Consider the following 21,366-nt stretch of genomic DNA (forward strand, 5'->3'; position numbering starts at 1 on the left):
CTTAGTACGGGGACCGGCTATCTGGATCGAGGAGAGGCCCGTGCAGTTCGGGGGGAAGAGGCCCAGGGCAGCGGGCGCGACGGCCATGGCCGCCGCGGTCATCGGGGGGCTGCTCGGCGGTGCCCCGGCGGCCACCGCGGCACCGGTGGACCACGGCGCCCCGGGCGCCGCCACACCGGAGCGCGACAGCAGCGAGGGCACACCGCCCGTATGGCCGCGCCCCCAGTCGCTGCGGGCGCGGGGGTCGGAGGTGGCCCTGGGGGACGAGGCCACGCTCATAGCCGACGGCGACGCCGATCCGTACGCCCTGGACGCGCTGCGCGGCCTGCTGCACGACGCGGGGGTGCGCACCGTCAACGAGGCCACGCCCGGCGGCAAGGCCCCGGCGCGCGGGCTGGTGGTGCACGTCGGCGGTAAGGGCGCGACGAACGCGCTGCGCGCCCTGCGCGCGCCCGAGCGCGGCGACCTCCCCTCAGGCGGCTATCTCCTGGCCACGGGCCCGGTGGACGGGCACCCCACGGTCGCGCTGTCCGGCGTCGGCCCGGACGGGCTCTTCCACGCCGTCCAGACCCTGCGCCAGCTGCTGGTGAAGCGGGAGAGCCGGGGCTCCGCCTTCGCCGGGGTGACCGTCCGCGACTGGCCCGCGACGGCCGTAAGGGGGACGACGGAGGGCTTCTACGGCTCCCCGTGGTCGCATCGCGACCGGCTGGCCCAGCTCGACTTCATGGGCCGCACCAAGCAGAACCGCTATCTCTACGCGCCCGGCGACGACACCTACCGGCAGGCCCGCTGGCGCGACCCCTACCCGGCCGAGCGGCGCGAGGAGTTCCGCGAGCTGGCCACGCGCGCCCGAGCCAACCATGTGACCCTCGGCTGGGCGGTCTCCCCCGGCCAGGAGATGTGCTTCTCCTCCTCGAAGGACCTCAAGGCGCTGCTGCGGAAGGTCGACGCCATGTGGGCGCTCGGGGTGCGCTCCTTCCAGCTGCAGTTCCAGGACGTCAGTTACAGCGAGTGGCACTGCGGCGCCGACGCCGATGAATTCGGCTCCGGCCCGGAGGCCGCCGCCACCGCGCAGGCCAAGGTGGCAGGCGCCCTCGCCCGCCACCTGGCCGACCGCTATCCCGGCTCGGCCCCGCTGTCCCTGATGCCGACCGAGTACTACCAGGACGGCGACACCGAGTTCCGCCGCGCGCTGGCCGGGGCGCTCGACCAGCGTGTGGAGGTCGCCTGGACCGGGGTCGGGGTGGTGCCCAGGACCATCACCGGCGGTGAGCTGGCCGGTGCCCGGTCGGCTTTCGGCCACCGCCTGGTCACCATGGACAACTACCCGGTCAACGACTGGGCGCAGGACCGGATCTTCCTCGGCCCGTACACCGGACGCGACCCGGCGGTGGCCACCCAGTCCGCGGCTCTGCTGGCCAACGCCATGGAGCAGCCGACCGCCTCCCGGATCCCGCTGTTCACCGCCGCCGACTTCGCCTGGAACCCGCGCGGCTACCGCCCCCAGGAGTCCTGGCAGGCGGCCATCGACGACCTCGCCGGGAACGACACCAAGACCCGCGCCGCCCTGCGCGCGCTCGCCGGGAACGACGCCTCCTCAGTGCTCGGCGGCGACGAGTCCGCGTATCTGCGCCCGCTCATCGACGCGTTCTGGACGGCCCTGGGCGGTACGGACGTGGAGCGGCTGGAGCGCTCGGCCGAGCGGCTGCGCGAGGCCTTCACGACGATGCGTGACGCCCCCGAGCGGCTCTCCCGCACGCTGGGCGACGATGTGCGGCCCTGGCTCGACCAGCTGAGCCGGTACGGCGACGCGGGGGTGCGGGCCGTGGACATGCTCACCGCCCAGGCGCGCGGCGACGGGGCGGCGGCCTGGAAGGCCCAGCTCGCGGTGGAGGCGCTGCGCGAGAGGATCGGGGACAGCCGGGTCACGGTCGGCAAGGGCGTCCTCGACCCCTTCCTCGCCAAGGCCCTGGTCCGCGCGGACGCCTGGTCGGGCGTGGACCGGACCCCGAAGCTGGGGCTGCGGACCGGCAAGGAGGACCGCGCGGCGGCCGACGGTAAGGCGGCCACCGAGGTGTCCTCGCCCGGTCGCCCGGTCACCGTGCGCTTCGGCCGCAGCCGTCCGCTCGCCTCCGTCTCCGCGCTCACCGCACGAGTCCGGGACGCCGCGCCCGGCACCGTCGAGGCGCATGTCCCCGGTGCGGGCTGGCGCCGCATCGGCGCCCTCTCCGGCAGCGGCTTCACCCAGGTCAGGGCGGCGGAGGGGGACAAGGACCTGTCGGCGGACGCGATCCGGCTCAGCTGGCCGGAGGGCACCACCCCGCCGGCCGTGCACGAGATCACGCCCTGGTTCGGCGACACCCCGGACGCCGGGCTCACGCTGTCCCACAAGACGGCGGACGCACAGATAGGCGGCGACGCGGCCGTGGTCGAGGCCCAGCTGGTCTCCCACCGCCCCGGCGATGTGAACGGCGACCTCACGGTGAAGGCGCCGCACGGCATCACCGTCCGTGCCCCCGACGGGGTCACGGCCCCGCGCGGCGGTACGGCGACCGCCCGGCTGGAGATATCGGTGGCCAAGGGCACCAAGCCGGGCAGCTACTCCCTCCCGGTCCGCTTCGGGTCCGAGGAGCGCATGCTGACGTTAAGGGCGCATCCGCACACCGGTGGCCCGGATCTGGCCCGCGCGGAGGGCGCAAAGGCGACCTCGTCCGGCGATGAGACCGCCGATTTCCCGGCGTCCGCGGCGATCGACGGCAAGGCGGACACCCGCTGGTCCTCCCGGGCCGAGGACGGCGCCTGGCTCCAGCTGGAGCTGGCCCACCCGGCCCGGATCGGCCGCCTCGAGCTGAACTGGCAGGACGCGTACGCCTCCCGCTACCGCGTCCAGGTCTCCAAGGACGGCCGCACCTGGCGCGACGCGGCGACGGTCGCCCATGGGAAGGGCGGTCTGGAGTCGATCGGCATGGACGCCCCCGGCACGCGGTTCATCCGCGTCCAGGGCGTCGAGCGCGCCACCCGCTTCGGCTACTCCCTCTGGTCGGTCGCCGCCTACGCGGTGCGGAAGGACTAGGGGGTGCGGACGAATTGGGTCCTGTCCGGCGGATCTTCACGGGTCCGTGAAGATCCGCCGGACAGGACCCAGGGCTCCCGCGAGCAGACACAGTAATGGCCCGGTCTCTCAGGCAGATTTGCCGTCGATCCGGGCCATGGCGTCTTCCGCGCCGTATGCCTGGAGGTATGGCAGCCAGCGCGGGTCCCTATGGCCCGTGCCGATGATCCGCCACGCGAGCCCCGACGGCGGCGCGGGTTGATGCCGCAGCCGCCAGCCGATCTCGCCGACATGGCGGTCTGCCTTGACGTGATTGCAGCGACGGCACGCGGCGACCACGTTCTCCCAGGTGTGCTGCCCGCCACGGCTGCGCGGGATGACGTGATCGACGCTGGTTGCGACGCCACCGCAGTAGGCGCATCGGCCGCCGTCGCGGGCGAACAGGGCGCGGCGGGTGAGCGGGACGGGGCCGCGAAAGGGCACCCGCACAAAGCGCTTCAGCCGTACGACGCTGGGTGCGGGCATCACGCGGGTCGCGCTGTGCATCAGGGCGCCTGAGTCCTCGAGGCTGACGGCTTTGTCATTGAGGACGAGTATGAGCGCGCGGCGGAGCGGTACGACGCCGAGAGGCTCGTACGACGCGTTGAGGACCAGGACATGCGGCACGGGGGCCTCCTTGTACGCCGGCGGCGCGTGGCTCGCGCCGGGACGATCTCCCCCAGTTTCCCCTGAACCCTGGCCGGAACGCCACTATCACCGGGTTAACGGTTGAGAGGCATTTCCGCGTACCGCATGTATACCCTCCGTACACGGCGGGGACACCGACCGCTTGACCACTACCCTGTCGGCCTTCCGGCGCCCTTGCCAACGAGGTGCGCGGGGAGCGGGATACCACCGCGAAGTGGCAAGAATCACGGCCCGCTCCAGCTGGTGCCGCCGCACGGCCCCCGGCCGGGGCAGAGGGTGGAATTGCCGCCTCCGGACCCGCCCAAATGCGCCCCCTGACCGCGCTCGCGCGCTCTCGAACACAGGAACGGCGCATCTCGCGCCCGGCTACTGTGTGAGAGGTTGCGTGCGCGGGCGATCCGTGTGGGCATGTCGCATACGAAGGGTTTCTGCTGTGTTCTGGTCCGCTGCTCTGGCCGCTGACTCGACGCCTCGTCCCACGACTCTCGACGATGCGCAGAAGAGCGCCACGAACGCCGCGGGCTGGGTGGAGGAGAACTGGTCCACCTGGCTCGGCATCGGGCTTCGCATAGCCCTGATCCTGATCATCGCCTTCGTGCTCCGGTCCGTCGTCCGGCGGGCGATCACCAAGCTGATAGAGCGCATGAACCGCACGGCCCAGGCCGTCGACGGCACCGCGCTCGGCGGGCTGCTGGTCAATGTGGAGCGACGGCGCCAGCGGTCCGCGGCGATCGGCTCGGTGCTGCGCTCCGTGGCCTCGTTCCTGATCATGGGCACCGCGGGGCTGATGATCCTCTCCGCACTGGAGATCAATCTGGCGCCGCTGCTTGCCAGCGCCGGGGTCGCGGGGGTGGCGATCGGTTTCGGCGCCCGCAATCTGGTCACCGACTTCCTCTCCGGTGTCTTCATGATTCTCGAGGACCAGTACGGGGTCGGCGACACGGTCGACGCCGGGGTGGCCTCCGGCGAGGTGATCGAGGTCGGTCTGCGCGTCACCAAACTGCGCGGGGACAACGGCGAGATCTGGTACGTGCGCAACGGCGAGGTCAAACGGATCGGCAACCTCAGCCAGGGCTGGGCGACGGCCGCGCTCGATGTCCAGGTCCGGGCCGAGGAGGATCTGGACCAGGTCCGGGCCGTGATCACGCAGGTCGGTGTGGACATGGCCAAGGAGGAGCCGTGGAACGAGCGGCTCTGGGAGCCGATCGAGGTCCTGGGTCTCGACGCGGTCTATCTGGACTCGATGATCGTCCGGGTGTCGGCGCGGACCATGCCCGGCAAGGCGCTCGGCGTCGAGCGGGAGCTGCGCTGGCGGATCAAGAAGGCGCTGAACGAGGCGGGCATCCAGCTCGTCGGCCGGCCTCTGGATCCGGAGCTCCAGACCGACGCCGTCGATCCGAGCGCCACCACGGCGGCGCCGTCGGCGCTGGCCAACCCGGACTCGCCGCAGTCGGCGGCGGCCAGCCCGATCGCTCCCGGCGCCGGTCCGGCCGCCACCCCCTCCGCGACGGTGCCGCCGCCCGCGACGAAGTGAGCGCGGCGGGCGCGACACGGCGGACATGACACGGCTGACATGACGAGGCGGACATGACGAGGCTCCCGCCCCGGTGAGGGACGGGAGCCTCATGCGAACCGTAAGGAGCTCAGGCCTGTGCGAGCCGTAAGGAGCTCAGCCCCGTGCGAGCCGTAAGGAGCTCAGCCCCGGCCGCTCAGCGGCGGTGGTGTCCGCCGAACGAGGTGAGGTAGCCGGCCGCGGGCGTGCCCACACCGGTCACGTCGTCATAGCCCACGACCGCGTGGAGCGAGCTGTCCCGGCCGAGGCTGCGCAGCGAGGTCACCAGCCCGTCGGTGTCGTCGTGGCTGTTGACGTAGTCGACCCGGACCACGCCCAGCGAGACACCGGCGCCCAGCGGGTGGTCGGTCACATCGTGGTACGAGGCGGTGCCGTACCGGTCGTACAGCGACGGGTTGGCGAAGCCGATCGGCTGGCCGCCGCGTGCCTGCTGGGCGAGCGCCTGGACACCGGCGATCACGGGCGCGGCCAGCGAGGTGCCGCCGATGCGGTACTCGCCGTACTGGAGCGACCCGTCCGGGAAGGTCTGCGTCTGGCCCACCAGGAAGCCGGTGTTGGGGTCGGCCACGGCCGCGATGTCCGGGGTCACCCGCTGCTTGGCCGTGCCTCCATTGGCCAGGGCGAGCGCGTCCGGCACCACACCGCGCTGGTAGAAGGGCTGGGCGACGGTCTTGCTGGTGCCGCCCCCGGCGCCGGAGGTGTACGCGCCGGGCAGCGCGTCCCAGTTGGTGCCGTCGGCCGAGAGGGTGGCCTTGGTGGTGCCCCAGCCGGTCTCCCACTGATACTTCTCGCCCTTGCCGACGGCCAGGGAGGTGCCGCCGACCGCCGTCACCCATGCGGAGTTGGCCGGGGTGTCGACCTGCTTGGTGCCGGTGGACGCCACGTTGTCGCCGTTGTCACCGGAGGAGAAGTAGAAGCCGATGCCCTCGACCGCGCCCTGCTGGAAGATCTGGTCGTAGGCGGCGGCCACGTCCGGCGTCTCGTTGGCCTCCACATCGCCCCAGGAGTTGGAGACGATGTCGGCCAGCCGGTTGTCGACGACCTTGGCGAGCGAGTCGAGCAGATCGTCGTCGGTGCAGGAGGCTCCGCCGACGTAAGTGATGTCGGCCGCGGGCGCCACCGCGTGCACCGCCTCGACGTCGAGGGTCTCCTCGCCGTACCAGCCGCCGGCGTCGCACTCCTCGGTGTACCGGTAGTCGGCCGGCAGCACCTGCGTCAACTGGCCCTTGCGGTAGCCCGGGTCGCCGTTGCGCTTGGCGTACTGGGCGGCGTCCGCGGCGATGGTGGGCGAGGCGAAGGCGTCGGTGATGGCCACGGTGACGCCCTTACCGGTGTTGCGGCTCTTGGCGCCGTAGGCGGCGCGCAGCTGCTTGCCGGTGTACCCCTTGATCGCGTACGGCTGCTTGGCGCCGTAGGCCGAGGGCAGGCCCCGATCGGTCCGGGAACCGTAATAGGAGGAGAACGGCCCGGCGTTCTTGAAGACCGGCCCGGGGGGCGGAAGGGTCTCGTCGTGCTTCGCCCGCTTGGGCGCGTTGTCCAGGCCGACGACGGTCAGCACGGCGCCGTGGAGCGAGGCGGGCACGGTGGCCGCGTCCGACGGCGCCCGGTAGACCTTGCCGTCCTTGGTGTAGTTGTGCAGCTGGGTGCCGAACGCCCGCTCGGCGGCGGAGACTTCGCCGGTGACCGACAGATAGTGCTGGTTGCCGCCGGTGACCTCGAGTCCGGCGCCCTTCAACCAGGTGGTCACGGCGTCCTTCTGCTGCCGTGTCGCTCCGAAACGTGCCTCGGTCTGCCGGGCCGACAGGAACTTGCCGTAGTCCGGCGAGGAGGGGTCGGACACGGCCTTGGCGTAGTCGGCCAGACCCTTGGCGTCCTGTCCGGCCAGATAGACGCGCGCCGTGACCTTATTGCCGTCATCGGTCGCGCCGCGGTCCGAACGCGCCGTCGCCCAGGCGGGCTTGGTGCCGTTCAGGCTGTCACGGCCGTGCGGTGCGGAGTCGGCCTGGGCCGTGGGTATGCCGAGCGCCAGCGCACCGGCCACCAACGGCAGCGCCGCCGCCAGCCCCAGGGCCGTGCGTTTTCTGGAACGGGCCGTGCGCTTCCGGGAAGAAATAGATCTCACCTAGCCCCCTTGCGATTCGAGTCGTCGCATGACAGTGGGGGCCGACGATCACAGTCACCCCACCGGAGGCCACTCTTACGGTGACTTGTCCATGCCAGGTACATGGATGATCCATCTCTTCGCCAAGAACCCGCCAAGGAAAGCCCGCCTTTGACCCATTGACGCCGCCCCGGTCCGCCCCCTAGCTTGCTGTTCATCAATAGGAAACTTTCTTAACAGAGTGAGACGGGGGCACCACCATGGCCGCATCACCCGGCAGCAATACGCAGGGCGGCACACCCGGGACCCCCCGCGTCCTCCGCGCCATGAACGACCGCGCCGCACTGGAGCTGCTGGCCGCCCACGGACCGCTGACCCGGACCCGGCTCGGGGAGCTGACCGGGCTGTCCAAGCCCACCGCCTCCCAGCTGCTGACCCGCCTGGAGTCCGTCGGCCTGGTCCGCACCACCGGGAACGTCACCGGACGCCCGGGGCCCAACGCGCAGCTCTACGAGATCGATCCGGCCGCCGCCCATGTGGCCGCACTCTCCGTGGACCAGGAGGGCATCACCGCCGCCATCGCCGACATCACCGGCCAGGCGGTCGGTGAACACCGGGTGACGGCCCCGGCGACCGACGCGAGCCTGACCAACCGGACCGGCGAGCTGGTCGCCGAGGCGGTGGACGGGGCGCTGGCCGCCGCCGGGCTCGGCCGGGACGATCTGCACTCCACCGTGATCGGCACCCCCGGCGCGCTCGACCCGCGCACCGGGACGCTGCGCTACGCCCCGCATCTGCCCGGCTGGCAGTCCCGCACCCTGCGGGACGACCTGGCCGAGGTGCTGCACACGCCGATCGTCATCGAGAACGACGTCAACCTCGCCGCCATCGCCGAACAGCACCACGGCACCGCCCAGGACTTCGACGACTTCGCACTGGTCTGGGCCGACGAGGGGGTCGGCGCGGCCATCGTGCTCCACGGCACCCTGCTGCGGGGGGCCACCGGCGGGGCCGGGGAGATCGGCTACATGCCGCTGCCGGGCGCCCCGCTGGCCCGGGGCGGACCGGACGCCGCCGCCCGGCCGGACGGGGGCGGGGGGTTCCAGAAGCTGGTCGGCTCACCCGCCGTCGTGGAGCTCGCCCGCGACCACGGGATCAACGCGCCCACCGCCACCAAGGCGCTCTCCGCCGCGCTGCGCACCCCCGGGCCGGGCGACGAGGTGCTGACCGAGCTGGCCCGCCGGCTGGCCACCGGGCTGGCCTCCGTCGTCGCCGTGGTCGACCCGGAGCTGGTCGTCCTTTCGGGTGAAGTCGCGCAGGCCGGCGGGGACCGGCTGCGTCAGCTGGTCGAGGCCGAGATGACCGGTCTCGCACTGCCCCGGCCGCAGCTGCGGATCAGTGAGATCGAGGGGGATCCGATTCTCATCGGCGCGCTGCGGACGGCGGTCGCCGATGCCCGTCAGACCGTTTTCGACACCGCCCGGTTCGACGCCTGAGTCACCGGGCGCCGCTCCACCACCCCGTACGCCCCTCCCCCTTTCTCCTCTGTCCGTATCCCAGGCTCTGTCCGCTCTCCCCTTTGTCCGCTCTCCCCTTTGCCCGTTGTCCGGCGCCCCTCACCGCCGCTTCCCCTGCCGTCCCCCTCGTACCGCAGTAAAGGAAGTCTCCCCATGGCACGAAAACTGGCCGCTCTCGCCGCAGCGCTGAGCGCCGGCGCCCTGCTCCTCACGGGCTGCGCCAATCCCAGTACCGGCAGCGCCGAGGACGATCCGACCAAGCCCGTCACGCTGAAGTTCTGGCACGGCTGGTCGGAGGACAGCGAGGTCAAGGCGATCGATGCCGGCATCGCCCGGTTCGAGAAGCTCCACCCCAATATCAAGGTGGAGGCCACCGGGAATGTCACCGACGCCACCGTCAACCAGGCGCTGCGGGCAGGCGGCGGCGACGCCCCCGATGTCGTCTCCTCCTTCACCACCAACAATGTGGGGCAGTACTGCTCCTCCGGAATGTGGGTGGACCTCGATCCGTTCATGAAGAAGACCGGTCTTGACAAGGCCAAGGTCTTCCCGAAAACGCTGCTGGACTACACGAGCTATCAGGGCGCCCAGTGCGCCCTCCCGCTGCTCGCCGACGCGTACGGCATGTACTACAACAAGGACGCCTTCGCCGAGGCGGGTATCAAGCGGCCGCCCCACACCATGTCGGAGCTGCGGCGCGACGCCGTGAAGCTGACCAAGCGCACCAAGAGCGGCGGCTATGAACGGGTGGGCTTCATGCCCAATTTCCGGCTCTACCAGAACAGCCCGGACCGGTTCCTCGCCCAGTGGGGCCCCACGTACTTCGGCAAGGACGGCAAGGCGCGGCTGGCGAAGGGGAAGGCAGCCAAGGATTTCTACGCCACCACCGCGGACCTGATGCGGAGCCAGGGCGGGTATGGCCCGCTGGAGACGTTCCGTACCTCCTTCGGCGATGAGATGTCGTCCCAGAACGCCTTTCTCACCGGAAAGCTCGCCATGCACATGGACGGCGAATGGCGCGGGCTCTTCATGAAGGGCGCGAAGTTCAAATGGGGCACCGCGCCGCTGCCCGTGCCCGACGACCGGCCCGAGACCTATGGCCGGGGCTATCTCACCGGCACGGTGGTCGGCATCGCGCACAGCAGCACCCATCAGAACGCCGCGTGGGAGCTGGTGAAGTTCCTGACCGCCAACACCGATCAGGTGGTCGCCTTCGCCAACGCCATTCACAATGTGCCGTCCACCAAGGCGGCGCTCACCTCCCCGAAACTGGACTCGGATCCCACCTTCCGGGCCTTCCTCGATATCGCGCAGAACCGCTACAGCACCGCCCTGCCGCCCTCGATCAACGGTGGTCAGTACGTTGTCTCGCTGCAGGACTTCTCCTACGGCGTCGAGGCGGGCAAGGTGCACGATCTGGACGCGGGGCTACGAAAACTCGATGACGAGATAGACGCCGACAATCTCCAGGCACAGAACTGACGGAGTGCGACATGGCCACCTTGACGAACGCCCCCGCCCTGCGCCGTAAAGCCCGGCGCGAGCGGCTGCGCACCCTCGGTTTTCTCTCCCCCTGGCTGGTCGGCTTCACCGTCTTCTTCGGCTATCCGCTGGTCGCCACCGTCTACTTCTCCTTCATGCACTACAACCAGATCAAGGCCCCGACCTTCGTGGGGCTGCGCAACTGGCGTTATGTGCTGGAGCAGATGCCGCTGTTCGGACCGGCGCTGTGGAACACGCTCTGGCTGGTCGTGGTCATGGTGGCGCTGCGGGTTGTCTTCGGCCTCGGCATCGGGCTGCTGGTCACCAAGGTGAAGTCCGGGGTGGGATTCTTCCGCACCGCCTTCTATCTGCCGTATCTCGCCCCTCCGGTGGCGGCCACCGTCGCCTTCGTCTTCCTTCTCAATCCCGGTACCGGCCCGGTGAACGACATTCTCGGCAGCGTCGGGATCCACGCCCCGAACTGGTTCAACGACCCGGCCTGGGCCAAGCCGTCCCTCGTACTGCTCTCCCTGTGGGGCATCGGGGATCTCATGGTCATCTTCATGGCGGCCCTGCTGGACGTCCCCAAGGAGCAGTACGAGGCGGCCGACCTGGACGGCGCCGGGGCGTTCCACAAGTTCCGCTATGTGACCTGGCCGTCGATCACCCCGATCGTGATGTTCGCGGTCGTGACGGGCGTCGTCCAGACCATGCAGTACTACACCCAGGCGCTGGTCGCCGGAAAGCTCGCCTCCGGGGTCAGCGTCGGGCCCGGATCGGTCATCCAGCCCGGCTATCCCGATCACTCCACACTCACCGTGCCGCAGCTCGTCTATTCGCTCGGCTTCCAGAACTTCAACACCGGAGCCGCCTGCGTGCTCTCGCTCGTGCTGTTCGCGATCGCGATGGCCGTGACGACGCTGCTGATGCGCAAGCGTGCCGGACTGCTGTCGGCCGATGACTGAGCCGAGGACTGAGAGGACCGATTCACCATGACCGCCACCACCGCCCTCTCGGCGCCGTCCGCGCCCGCGCGCCCCGGCGCCGGACGCTCCCCCGCCCCCGCCGCCCGCCGCCGCGCCGCGCTGCACTGGATCGCCGTGCACACGGTCGCCATCGCCGCCGCGCTCTTCTTCGTCCTGCCCTTCGTCTTCGTCTTCCTGACCTCGGTGATGAGCGACGACCAGGCGCTGAGCGGCGACCTGTGGCCCACCGAATGGAACTGGTCGAATTACACCGAGGTCTTCAACACTCCGGGCTTCCTGGACTGGTGGCGCAATTCGCTGATGTACGCCGGGCTCGGCACCCTCTTCACCGTCTGTTCCTCCATTCCGGTGGCCTACGCCCTGGCCAAATTCCGCTTCCGCGGCCGCCGCACCGCCATGATCCTGGTGATCTCCACGATGATGCTGCCGCCGCAGGTGATCGTGATACCGATGTATCTGGTCTGGGCCCAGCAACTGCATCTGTCGGGTTCGCTGTGGCCGCTGATCATCCCGATGGCGTTCGGCGACGCGTACTCCATCTTCCTGCTGCGCCAGTTCCTGCTGACGATTCCCCGGGAGTACCTGGAGTCGGCGAAGGTGGACGGCAGCGGCGAATTCGGCACGCTGCTGCGCATCGTGATCCCGATGGCCAAACCGGGGATCGCGGCCGTCGCGCTGTTCCAGTTCTTCTACTGCTGGAACGACTACTTCGGCCCGCAGATCTACGCCTCGCAGAATCCGGGCGCCTGGACGCTCAGTTACGGCCTGGAGAGCTTCAAGAGCGCGCACAGCGTCAACTGGAATCTGACGATGGCCGCGACCCTGCTCGTCATGGCCCCCGTCATCATCGTCTTCTTCTTCGCTCAGAAAGCCTTCGTCGAAGGCGTCACACTGACAGGAGTCAAGGGTTGAAGCTCGCAGTCGTGGGGGGTGGGTCCACCTACACCCCCGAACTCATCGACGGATTCGCCCGGTTGCGGGACGTGCTCCCGCTGGAGGAGCTCGTCCTGGTCGACCCGGCCGCCGACCGGCTGGAACTGGTCGGCGGGCTGGCGCGCAGGATCTTCGCCAAGCAGGGCCACCCGGGCACCATCTCCTGGACCGACGACCTGGACGCGGGCGTGGACGGCGCGGACGCGGTCCTGCTCCAGCTGCGCGTCGGGGGCCAGGCCGCGCGGAACCAGGACGAGACCTGGCCGCTGGAGTGCGGCTGCGTCGGCCAGGAGACCACCGGCGCGGGCGGGCTGGCCAAGGCGCTGCGCACCGTCCCGGTGGTGCTGGACATCGCCGAGCGGGTGCGCCGCCGCAACCCCGACGCATGGATCGTGGACTTCACCAACCCGGTCGGGATCGTGACCCGGGCGCTGCTGACGGCCGGGCACCGGGCGGTCGGCCTGTGCAATGTGGCCATCGGCTTCCAACGGAAGTTCGCCAAGCTGCTGGGCGTGGACCCCGGCGAGGTGACGCTGGAGCACGTCGGCCTCAACCACCTCACCTGGGAGCGCGCGGTGCGCGTCGGCGGCACCGACGGCGAGGACGTGCTGCCCAAGCTGCTCGCGGAGCACGGCGAGGCGATCGCCGAGGACCTGCGGATGCCGCGCACGCTGGTCAGTCGGCTCGGCGTCGTCCCCTCCTACTATCTGCGCTACTACTACCAGCACGACGCGGTGGTGCGGGAGCTGCGCAGCAAGCCGTCCCGGGCGGCGGAGGTCGCGGCGATCGAGCGGGAGCTGCTGGAGATGTACGGCGATCCGGCGCTGGACGAGAAGCCCGAGCTGCTCGGCAGGCGCGGCGGGGCGTTCTACTCGGAGGCGGCGGTCGATCTGACCTCGTCCCTGCTGGGCGACACCGGCGAGGTGCGGATCGTCAATACGTTCAACGAGGGCACCCTGCCCTTTCTCCCGGACGACGCGGTGATCGAGGTCCCGGCGGCCGTCAACGCGCAGGGCGCGAAACCACTGCCTGCGCGCCCCCTCGAGCCCCTGTTCGCCGGCCTGGTCGCGAATGTCACCGCGTACGAACACCTGGCGCTGGAGGCGGCGTTGAAGGGCGGCCGGGAGCGGGTCTTCCAGGCGCTGCTGTCCCACCCCCTCATCGGCCAGATCGAATACGCCGAGAAGCTGACCGACGACCTCATCGCGCACAACCGGGAGCATCTGGCGTGGGCCTGACCCAGTCCGTATCGACCCCTTCTCCTTCCTCTTCGTCTTCCTCCCCCTCGTCCGCCTCCCCGCCGGACGGGTCGGTCCTGGCGATCGACGCGGGCAACAGCAAGACGGATGTGGCACTCATCGGCCCGGACGGCTCCGTCCTCGGCACGGCCCGCGGCGGCGGCTTCCGGCCGCCCGTCGTGGGCGCCGAGCAGGCCGTCGGATCGCTCGCGCCCCTGGTGGAGGAGGTGGCGCGGCAGGCGGGCCGGTCCGGCCCGGCGGGCGCGGGGCATGTCTCGGCCTGTCTGGCCAACGTCGATCTGCCCAGCGAGGAGGAGGAGTTGACGGGCGTCCTGGCCGAGCGCGGCTGGGGCGCCACCGTCACGGTCGCCAACGACACCTTCGCCCTGCTGCGGGCCGGGGTCGGGGACGACGGCGAGCCGACCGGCGTCTCCGTGGTCTGCGGCGCGGGCATCAACTGCGCCGGGATCGGTCACGGCGGCCGGGTGGCCCGCTTCCCCGCGATCGGCCGGATCTCCGGCGACTGGGGCGGCGGGGGCTATCTGTCGGAGGAGGCGCTGTGGTGGGCGGCGCGCGCGGAGGACGGCCGCGGCGAGCCGACCGAGCTGGCCCGCGCCCTGCCCGCGCACTTCGGCCTCACCACCATGTACGCGCTGATCGAGGCGCTGCATCTGGGCCGTCTGGAGTCCGGGCGGCGGCATGAGCTGACGCCGGTGCTCTTCGCCGTGGCCGGGGCCGGCGACGAGATCGCGCGGGCGATCGTCGCCCGCCAGGCGGATGAAGTGGTGACCATGGCCGTGGTCGCCCTCGGCCGGCTCGATCTGCTGGGCGAGGAGACCCCGGTGGTGCTGGGCGGCGGGGTGCTCGCGGCCCGCCATCCGCTGCTGGACGACCGGATCCGCGAACTGCTCGCGGAGCGCGCCCCGAAGGCCGAGCCGCGGGTGGTCACCGCACCGCCGGTGCTCGGCGCCGCGCTGCTGGGCCTGGACCGCACCGGCGCGCCGGAATCGGCGTACGCCCGGCTGCGCGCGCACTACACCCCGGCCGATGGCACCGCCCCGGCTGACGACACCGCCGCAGCTGATGGCACGGAAAGTGGAACCGAAAGCCCTTCCGAAGCGTAATGAAAAGGGGAGGGAAGATCGCGATCCGAACAAGATCCAGGCTCGACCGGTGACCTCTCCTGGCGCCGCGGTCCATACTGCTGCGACACCGACCGCGACACGATCCAGGAATCCGGGCCAAGGGGGAGGTCTTGTGTCATACCCGCCGACCACCGGCAGAGCCGCACCGCCGCCCGCGCCCGCGGCCCCGCCGCGGACCGCGTGGGCTGAGGGGCTCGACCGGGCGCGGGCGGCGGCGACGACCGAGCCCGGCCGGCTGCGCGTCATCGGGGCGGTGCTGGCCGCGCTGGTGATCGCGTTCGGCGCGGTCACGGCCTGGCAGGTCTCCGACCGGCAGACCGCGGCGGACGCCGTGGCCGAGCGCAGCCAGCCGCTGAGCGCCGACGCGGCGCAGATCTACCGCTCCCTCGCCGACGCGGACACCACGGCCACCGGAGGCTTCCTGGCGGGCGGCCAGGAGCCTCCCCAGGTCCGGCAGCGGTTCGTGCGGGACATCGACACCGCGTCCAAACTGCTGGTGCGGGCCGCGGCCAATACGGAGGGCTCGTCCTCCGCCCGCGACGAGATACAGAAGATCAATCAGCTGCTGCCGGTCTACACCGGTCTGATCGACTCCGCGCGCGCCAACAACCGCCAGGGGCTGCCGCTGGGCGGCGCGTATCTGCGCTATGCCAACGACACCATGCGCGACAAGCTGCTGCCCGCCGCGGGCAGGCTCTACCAGGCGGAGACCGCCCGTCTCGGGGAGGACTACGAGGACGCCGAGGCATGGCCGTGGGTGGCGATCGCCACCGGCCTGGTCGCCCTGGGTGCGCTGGGCTGGGCCCAGCGCCGTGAGTTCCAGCGGACCAACCGGGTGCTCAGCCGCGGTCTGCTCACCGCCACCGCCGCCTCCACGGTGGTGATGCTGTGGCTGGTGGTCGGCCACGCGGTCGCCAGCACCCAGCTCAGCGACTCCAACGACCACGGGGCGAAGTCCCTCCAGGTGCTCAACGAGGCGCGGATCGACTCCCTGCGCGCCCGCGCCGACGAGAACCTGACCCTGGTGGCGCGCGGCGCGGTCGTCGTGGACGAGGACGGTGCCAACAAGGGCAAGGACGCCTACGAGGTCAGCTACGGCTCGCGGATGTCCGCGCTCGTGGGCAGGGCGTCCGGCGACCGTCCCTCGGACGGCAGCCTGCTGGACAAGGCGCGCGCCCTCGCGGACGACGACGAGGGCCGCGAGCCGGTGGAGAAGGCCGGCGGCCGGATCCACGAGTGGCAGGTGCGGCACAAGGCCGCCCGCGCAGCCGACGACGGGGGCGACTACAAGACGGCGCTGACGAAGGTCATCGGCGCCGAGGACAGCACCGGCGAGTCCTTCGACGCGGTGGACAGCCAGCTGGCCAAGGCCCTCGACCACGAGCAGCGGGAGTTCCAGCAGTCCGCCGACGACGGACGCGGCGCGTTCACCGCCATGGCGCTGGGCGCCGCGGTGCTGGCCGTGCTGGGAGCCGCGGGAGCGGTGCTGGGCATAGGCCGCAGACTGTCGGAGTACCGATGAGGACGATGGGGGGCGGAAGCATGCGATCGCTGCGATCGGCCGCCGCGGTGACGGTATGCGCCCTGGGCGTGGCCACGGCCATCGCGGTCCCGGCGATGGTGGACGACGGCGGGGACGGCGACAGCAAGGGCGGCGTGCGGCAGCCGCATACCGTGCGGACCGGCGCCGAGGCCGCGGCGGCGGACAGCTGCCGCGATCCCGAGGCGAGCCTGCGCCCGTCCAGTGCGAGCGGCCCGGCCATCAAGCGGATCAAGAACCGTGAGGTCAACGGGCACAAGCTCAACAAGCTGATCGCCGGCGTCGACCAGAACAGCTACCGCTGGGGATACCGCGATCCGGCCACCGGCGACCTCACCGGCTTCGACATCGACCTGGTGCGCGCCATCGCCGACGACATCTTCGGCGATCCGGACGCGGTCATCTTCCGTACCATACCCACCAGTCAGCGCATCAAGGCCCTGCAGCAGGGCAAGGTCGACGTCGTGGTGCGCACCATGACCATCAACTGCGACCGGATCAAGGACGTGGCGTTCTCCACCGCGTACTTCCAGGCCGGGCAGCAGGTGCTGGTCCCCGACGACTCATCCATCACCGGCTACAACAAGACGCTGCGCGGCAAGAAGGTCTGCACCGCGCAGGGTTCCACCGCCGAGGCCGAGCTGGACAAGCCGGACACCGGGGCCGAGCATCTGGGCGCGATCAAGGTGAAGCCCGTCCCCAACCAGCTGGACTGCCTGGTCAGACTGCAGCTGGGCCAGGTTGACGCGGTGATCACCGACAACGCGCTGGCGGCCGGCCAGGCGGCCCAGGACCCCTCCGTCAAGCTGGTCGGCTCGCGATTCACCGATGAGTTCTACGGCGTGGCGATGAACAAGGACGACGACGACCTGGTACGCCGGGTCAACAAGGTTCTGGAGAACTACCGCCAGGGCGGGGCAGGCAGCCCTTGGATGCAGGCCTACCAGAAGTGGCTCGCCAAGGACTTCAGCACGGCGCAGGAGAACCCGACGCCGCCCGCCCCCGAATACAAGGACTAGCGCGGACAAGGACCAGAGCGGACGAGGCCCCGCGCGCACGAGCACGACGGACCCGGACACATCGGGCAAGAGCAAGGATCACGGACCGGCAAGGATTAGCACCCGCCTCACACGCGTAGGGATGACGCAGCAGACGGATCACACAACGGTTACGGACATGGAGAGGTGATCGATGGGGGTCCCGGGACCCTTCCCCAGTTTCGCGGGGGCACCCGACGGCCCGGTCATGGGCCGGGAGGAGGTGGACCGCGCACTGGCGAAGCTCGCCGCCGAACACGAGGCGATCGAGTCCTCGCTGCTCGCCCTCCAGGACCACGCGGGCAGAAGGCTCCTCGAGGGCGCCGAGCTCACGGGCGTCACCAAGGACCGCTGGTCCACCACCGAGCAGGCCATCTCTCTCCTGTGGAGCTACTTCGACGCGTACACCGAGGCCCTCACCCGGGCCCGTGAGGTGCGCTCCCGTCACCGCTGGCCTACGCAGGACGAGTTGGCCGAGCTCACCGAGCTGCTGTGCGGCACCGCGATCACCCTGCCCAGCAGCGCCACCCTCGGCGGTTCGCCCCTGCTCAGCGAGGAGTTGGGCCTGGACCGGCTGGTCGACCGGATGAACCGCTGGTACGCGGAGGCCATCGGCGTCATCGTCAGCGCCGACGCCATATGGTCCGCGCTGCCCGCCCGGATCGACATGCTCTCCGCCGAGCTGCACCGCACCCGTTCGCTCGCCCACTCCGTGGGGGTCCGCCCCGGTGAGCACCCCTCGGGGGACGATCTGGAGCAGATCACCGCCGAGCTGACCGCGCTGCGCGCCGAAGTGGTCTCGGACCCGCTGGCCTTCTGGAAACCGGCCAGCGGCAGCTCCGCGCCCGGCGGCGGCACCCCCGACACCGAGCGCTATGACCGCGCCGCCCGCGCCCTGGAGGACGTGCGCCGGGAGATCGAGGCGGTCCTGGATGTGCGGCAGGACGCCGAGCGGCGGCTGATGCGGCTGCGGGATGTGCTCTCCCGCGCCGATCGCACCCTGGCGGAGGCGCGCCAGGCGCGCGGTGAGGTGCTCGCGAAGATCGCGGCATCGGAGGTTCCGGCCGTCAGCGGCCCGCCGACCGCGCTGCACGAGCAGCTGGTCGCCGCCGCCGACTATCGCAGGCGCTCGCAGTGGCACCGGCTCTCACCGCTGCTGGAGAGCCTGGAGCAGCGCGCCGACGACGAGCTGCTGCGGGCCCGCGAGTCGTTGACCGCGGTCACCGCGCCGCTCGCGGTCCGCGCCGAGCTGCGCGGCCGTCTCGACGCGTACAAGGCGAAGGTCGCCCGCCATGGCATGGCGGCGGATCCGTTCCTGGTGGAGCGGTATGACGTGGCCCGCCGGATGCTGTGGAGCGCCCCGTGCGATCTGCGGGCGGCCGAGCAGGCCGTGCTGCGCTACCAGCAGGCGGCGGCCGAGGCCCTGGTGCCACGCCAGACGGGCCCGGCCGGGCAAGGCATCGAGGGAGGCACGGAATGAATGCGGCGGTCGTCGCCTGCCAGCGGCGTGACTGCGGCGGGTCCTACGAGGACGTGGGCGGGGGCGAGCTGTACTGCGATGTCTGCGGTATGGCCCCGGTCGTCTCACCCCAGGGGATGGTGGCCTCACCGCCCACCGGGATCACCGGCCAGGCCGGGCGGGGCGGAAGTTCCTCGTCCCGGAGCGCGGGCTCGTCGGCACGGAGCGCGGGCTCGTCGGCACGGAGCGCGGGTTCCTCGGCACGGAGCGCGGGTTCCTCGGCGACCGGCTGGGACTCCTCGTCCGGCGCCTCCGGCCGGTCGCGTTCGGCACGCTCCTCCTCGTCCCGGCGCTCGGTGTCCGGGCGGCTGTCCCGCTCCATGTCCGGGCGGACCTCGTCCCGTTCGGTCTCGGTGCGCAGCTCCCGCTCCTCCACCTCGGCCTCCTCGGGGCGGAACGCCCTGGGCGCCGGTCTGGTCAGCGTCCCCGATGTGCCGCGCCCCGATCCGCGGACGGCGGTGCTGGCGGACCCCGAGGTCCCCGAGCGCAAGCGGTTCTGCAGTCGCGGGGACTGCGGCGCCCCGGTGGGCCGCGCCCGCGGCGAGCGGCCGGGCCGCACCGAGGGGTTCTGCACCAAGTGCGGCCATCCGTACTCGTTCGTACCGAAGTTGATCCCCGGTGACATCGTCCACGGCCAGTACGAGGTCGCGGGCTGTCTGGCGCACGGCGGGCTCGGCTGGATCTATCTGGCCATCGACCGCGCGGTGTCGGACCGCTGGGTGGTCCTCAAGGGCCTGCTGGACACGGGCGACGAGGAGGCGCTGGCGGCCGCGGTCTCCGAGCGCCGCTTCCTCGCCGAGATCGAGCACTCCAACATCGTCCGGATCTACAACTTCGTCGAGCACCTCGACCAGCGCACCGGCAGCCTCGACGGCTACATCGTCATGGAGTACGTGGGCGGCAAGTCCCTGAAGGACATCGCCAACGCCCGCCGCACCACGGAGGGCCGCCGCGATCCGCTGCCGGTGGAGCAGGCGTGCGCCTACGGCATCGAGGCGCTGGAGGCGCTCGGCCATCTGCACAGCCGCAATCTGCTCTACTGCGACTTCAAGGTCGACAACGCCATTCAGCAGCAGGACCAGCTCAAGCTGATCGACATGGGCGCGGTCCGGCGGATGGACGACCACGACAGCCCCATCTACGGCACGGTCGGCTATCAGGCCCCCGAGATCTCCGAGTCCGGCCCGTCCATCTCCTCCGACCTGTACACGGTGGCGCGCACCCTGGCCGTGCTCACCTTCGACTTCCAGGGCTATACGAACGTCTACGTGGACAGCCTGCCGGACCCCGAGCACATCGAGGTCTTCCGGGCTTACGAATCCTTCTACCGGCTGCTGGTGCGGGCCACCGATCCCGACCCGGGGCGCCGCTTCGCCTCCGCGCGGGAGATGGCCGACCAGCTGACCGGGGTGTTGCGGGAGGTCGTGGCCCTGCAGACCGGGCGGCCCCGGCCGGCCCTGTCCACGCTCTTCGGGCCGGAACCGCGCGTGGTGGACACCGAGCTGTTCGCCGACGACGGAAAGGATCCGTCCCTGCTGGGCGCCCGGTCCGCCGGTGGGGGCACCACCGTGCCCGCCATCCCCGCGCAGCGCCCGCCGGGCCCGCTGGCCCTGCCGCTGCCCGCCATCACCACGCTGGACGGACGGGCCACCGCGCTGGCGCTCCCGGTGCCGCTGGTGGACTCCGACGACCCCAACGCCGGGTTCCTGGCCGGTCTGCTGGCCGCCGACCCCGCCGAGGTGAGCGCCGCGCTGCGGACCGCGCCCGTGGACTCGGTCGAGCTGCGGCTGCGCCGGGTGCGCGCCCAGCTGGAGCTGGCCCAGGCGCATGACGCGGGCGTCGCGCTCACCGGTCTGGAGGCCGCGTACAGCGACGACTGGCGGATCGTCTGGTACCGGGGGCTGCACGCGCTGGCCACCGGCGACCGCGAGACGGCCGCGCTCTCCTTCGACGCCGTCTACGACGCGTTCCCCGGCGAGCCCGCGCCGAAGCTGGCGCTCGGCGTCTGTGCCGAGGTGCTGGGCCAGTTGGACAACGCGGCGGAGTACTACCGGCTGGTCTGGGCCACCGATCCGAGCTTCGTGAGCGCCGCCTTCGCCCTCGCCCGGGTGCTGCTGTGCGCCGGGGACCGCCCGGGGGCGGTGCGGGCCCTGGAGTCGGTGCCGGAGTCCTCGATCCATTACACGGCGGCGCGGGTCGCCGCCGTACGGGCCCGGCTGCGCCAGCGCGCCCCGTACGACGCCCTGCTGAGCGACCTGACGGCCTCGGCGGTCCAGGTCGAGCGGCTGGGCGAGTTCGGTCTGGACGCGGTGCGGCGCGAGCGGCTGCGTACGGAGGTTCTGGGCAGCGCCCTGGATTGGGTACTGTCCGGCGGCAGCGGGGCGCCCCCGGGACACAACCGGCCGCCTCTGCTAGGCAGCAGCCTGGACGAGCGCGGGCTGCGCTTCGGATTGGAGCGCTCGTACCGTGTACTCGCCAGACTCGCCCAGCGAGGCGAGGAGAGGATCGAACTGGTGGAGCGGGCCAACCGTTTCCGCCCCAGGACGTGGGTGTGAT

The 21,366-nt window shown here is 71.3% G+C and carries 14 protein-coding genes; 12 read left to right on the top strand and 2 right to left on the bottom strand.

From position 1 onward, the window contains the following. The first annotated feature begins 85 nt into the window (after positions 1–85). Positions 86–3,073 carry a glycoside hydrolase family 84 protein gene (locus J2Z30_RS30910; RefSeq protein ID WP_044575176.1) on the top strand — a complete coding sequence of 996 codons (2,988 nt, stop codon included), beginning with the start codon at positions 86–88 and terminating at the stop codon, positions 3,071–3,073. Between the two features lie 108 nt (positions 3,074–3,181). Here the strand turns inward: J2Z30_RS30910 and J2Z30_RS30915 are convergent, their stop codons facing one another. Further along, a complete protein-coding gene (locus tag J2Z30_RS30915; RefSeq protein ID WP_044575174.1) occupies positions 3,182–3,718 on the bottom strand; it encodes an HNH endonuclease in 537 nt (178 codons plus the stop codon). 454 nt (positions 3,719–4,172) lie between these two features. Here J2Z30_RS30915 and J2Z30_RS30920 point away from each other — a divergent pair, with 454 nt between their 5' ends. Beyond that, positions 4,173–5,273 carry a mechanosensitive ion channel family protein gene (locus J2Z30_RS30920; RefSeq protein WP_044575172.1) on the top strand — a complete coding sequence of 367 codons (1,101 nt, stop codon included), beginning with the start codon at positions 4,173–4,175 and terminating at the stop codon, positions 5,271–5,273. Between the two features lie 175 nt (positions 5,274–5,448). Here the strand turns inward: J2Z30_RS30920 and J2Z30_RS30925 are convergent, their stop codons facing one another. Next, entirely contained in the window at positions 5,449–7,434 is a 1,986-nt protein-coding gene (locus J2Z30_RS30925; RefSeq protein ID WP_372453336.1) for a S53 family peptidase, read from the bottom strand. Positions 7,435–7,673: 239 nt separating this feature from the next. On the opposite strand from J2Z30_RS30925, the gene J2Z30_RS30930 reads away from it, so the two are divergent. The 10 genes from J2Z30_RS30930 to J2Z30_RS30975 all read left to right on the top strand — a co-directional run bounded on the left by J2Z30_RS30930 (position 7,674) and on the right by J2Z30_RS30975 (position 21,365). Beyond that, positions 7,674–8,909 carry an ROK family transcriptional regulator gene (locus tag J2Z30_RS30930; protein ID WP_044575169.1) on the top strand — a complete coding sequence of 412 codons (1,236 nt, stop codon included), beginning with the start codon at positions 7,674–7,676 and terminating at the stop codon, positions 8,907–8,909. Positions 8,910–9,083: 174 nt separating this feature from the next. Then, complete coding sequence (locus tag J2Z30_RS30935) at positions 9,084–10,412, top strand: extracellular solute-binding protein (RefSeq protein WP_044575167.1); 1,329 nt, start codon at positions 9,084–9,086, stop codon at positions 10,410–10,412. An 11-nt stretch (positions 10,413–10,423) separates the two neighbouring features. Beyond that, positions 10,424–11,377, top strand: a complete 954-nt coding sequence (locus J2Z30_RS30940; protein ID WP_044575164.1) for a carbohydrate ABC transporter permease — start codon at positions 10,424–10,426, stop codon at positions 11,375–11,377. A gap of 27 nt (positions 11,378–11,404) precedes the next feature. Continuing rightward, on the top strand, positions 11,405–12,310 hold the full coding sequence (locus J2Z30_RS30945; RefSeq protein ID WP_044575162.1) for a carbohydrate ABC transporter permease: 906 nt from the start codon (positions 11,405–11,407) through the stop codon (positions 12,308–12,310). Further along, entirely contained in the window at positions 12,307–13,569 is a 1,263-nt protein-coding gene (locus J2Z30_RS30950) for a 6-phospho-beta-glucosidase (RefSeq protein ID WP_044575159.1), read from the top strand. Before J2Z30_RS30945 ends, J2Z30_RS30950 begins: the two co-directional genes overlap by 4 nt. A gap of 77 nt (positions 13,570–13,646) precedes the next feature. Continuing rightward, complete coding sequence (locus tag J2Z30_RS30955; protein WP_245388649.1) at positions 13,647–14,693, top strand: N-acetylglucosamine kinase; 1,047 nt, start codon at positions 13,647–13,649, stop codon at positions 14,691–14,693. Between the two features lie 133 nt (positions 14,694–14,826). Next, positions 14,827–16,236, top strand: coding sequence for a GlnX family signal transduction membrane protein (locus J2Z30_RS30960; RefSeq protein WP_044575156.1), 1,410 nt, complete (start codon positions 14,827–14,829; stop codon positions 16,234–16,236). Beyond that, on the top strand, positions 16,233–17,273 hold the full coding sequence (locus J2Z30_RS30965) for a glutamate ABC transporter substrate-binding protein (protein WP_044575153.1): 1,041 nt from the start codon (positions 16,233–16,235) through the stop codon (positions 17,271–17,273). The genes J2Z30_RS30960 and J2Z30_RS30965 overlap by 4 nt, the downstream gene beginning before the upstream one ends. A 172-nt stretch (positions 17,274–17,445) precedes the next feature. Next, complete coding sequence (locus J2Z30_RS30970) at positions 17,446–18,771, top strand: coiled-coil domain-containing protein (protein ID WP_044575150.1); 1,326 nt, start codon at positions 17,446–17,448, stop codon at positions 18,769–18,771. Beyond that, positions 18,768–21,365, top strand: a complete 2,598-nt coding sequence (locus J2Z30_RS30975) for a serine/threonine-protein kinase (RefSeq protein WP_044575148.1) — start codon at positions 18,768–18,770, stop codon at positions 21,363–21,365. The genes J2Z30_RS30970 and J2Z30_RS30975 overlap by 4 nt, the downstream gene beginning before the upstream one ends. Position 21,366 lies beyond the last annotated feature (1 nt).

Source organism: Streptomyces iranensis (assembly GCF_017874715.1).
GTDB lineage: Bacteria > Actinomycetota > Actinomycetes > Streptomycetales > Streptomycetaceae > Streptomyces > Streptomyces iranensis.

Excerpts from the sequence above, each read along its gene's own strand:
- J2Z30_RS30945 (WP_044575162.1), top strand. The coding sequence starts at position 11,405 with ATGACCGCCACCACCGCCCTCTCGGCGCCGTCCGCGCCCGCGCGCCCC.
- J2Z30_RS30930 (WP_044575169.1), top strand. The coding sequence starts at position 7,674 with ATGGCCGCATCACCCGGCAGCAATACGCAGGGCGGCACACCCGGGACC.
- J2Z30_RS30975 (WP_044575148.1), top strand. The coding sequence starts at position 18,768 with ATGAATGCGGCGGTCGTCGCCTGCCAGCGGCGTGACTGCGGCGGGTCC.
- J2Z30_RS30910 (WP_044575176.1), top strand. The coding sequence starts at position 86 with ATGGCCGCCGCGGTCATCGGGGGGCTGCTCGGCGGTGCCCCGGCGGCC.
- J2Z30_RS30970 (WP_044575150.1), top strand. The coding sequence starts at position 17,446 with ATGGGGGTCCCGGGACCCTTCCCCAGTTTCGCGGGGGCACCCGACGGC.
- J2Z30_RS30935 (WP_044575167.1), top strand. The coding sequence starts at position 9,084 with ATGGCACGAAAACTGGCCGCTCTCGCCGCAGCGCTGAGCGCCGGCGCC.
- J2Z30_RS30940 (WP_044575164.1), top strand. The coding sequence starts at position 10,424 with ATGGCCACCTTGACGAACGCCCCCGCCCTGCGCCGTAAAGCCCGGCGC.
- J2Z30_RS30965 (WP_044575153.1), top strand. The coding sequence starts at position 16,233 with ATGAGGACGATGGGGGGCGGAAGCATGCGATCGCTGCGATCGGCCGCC.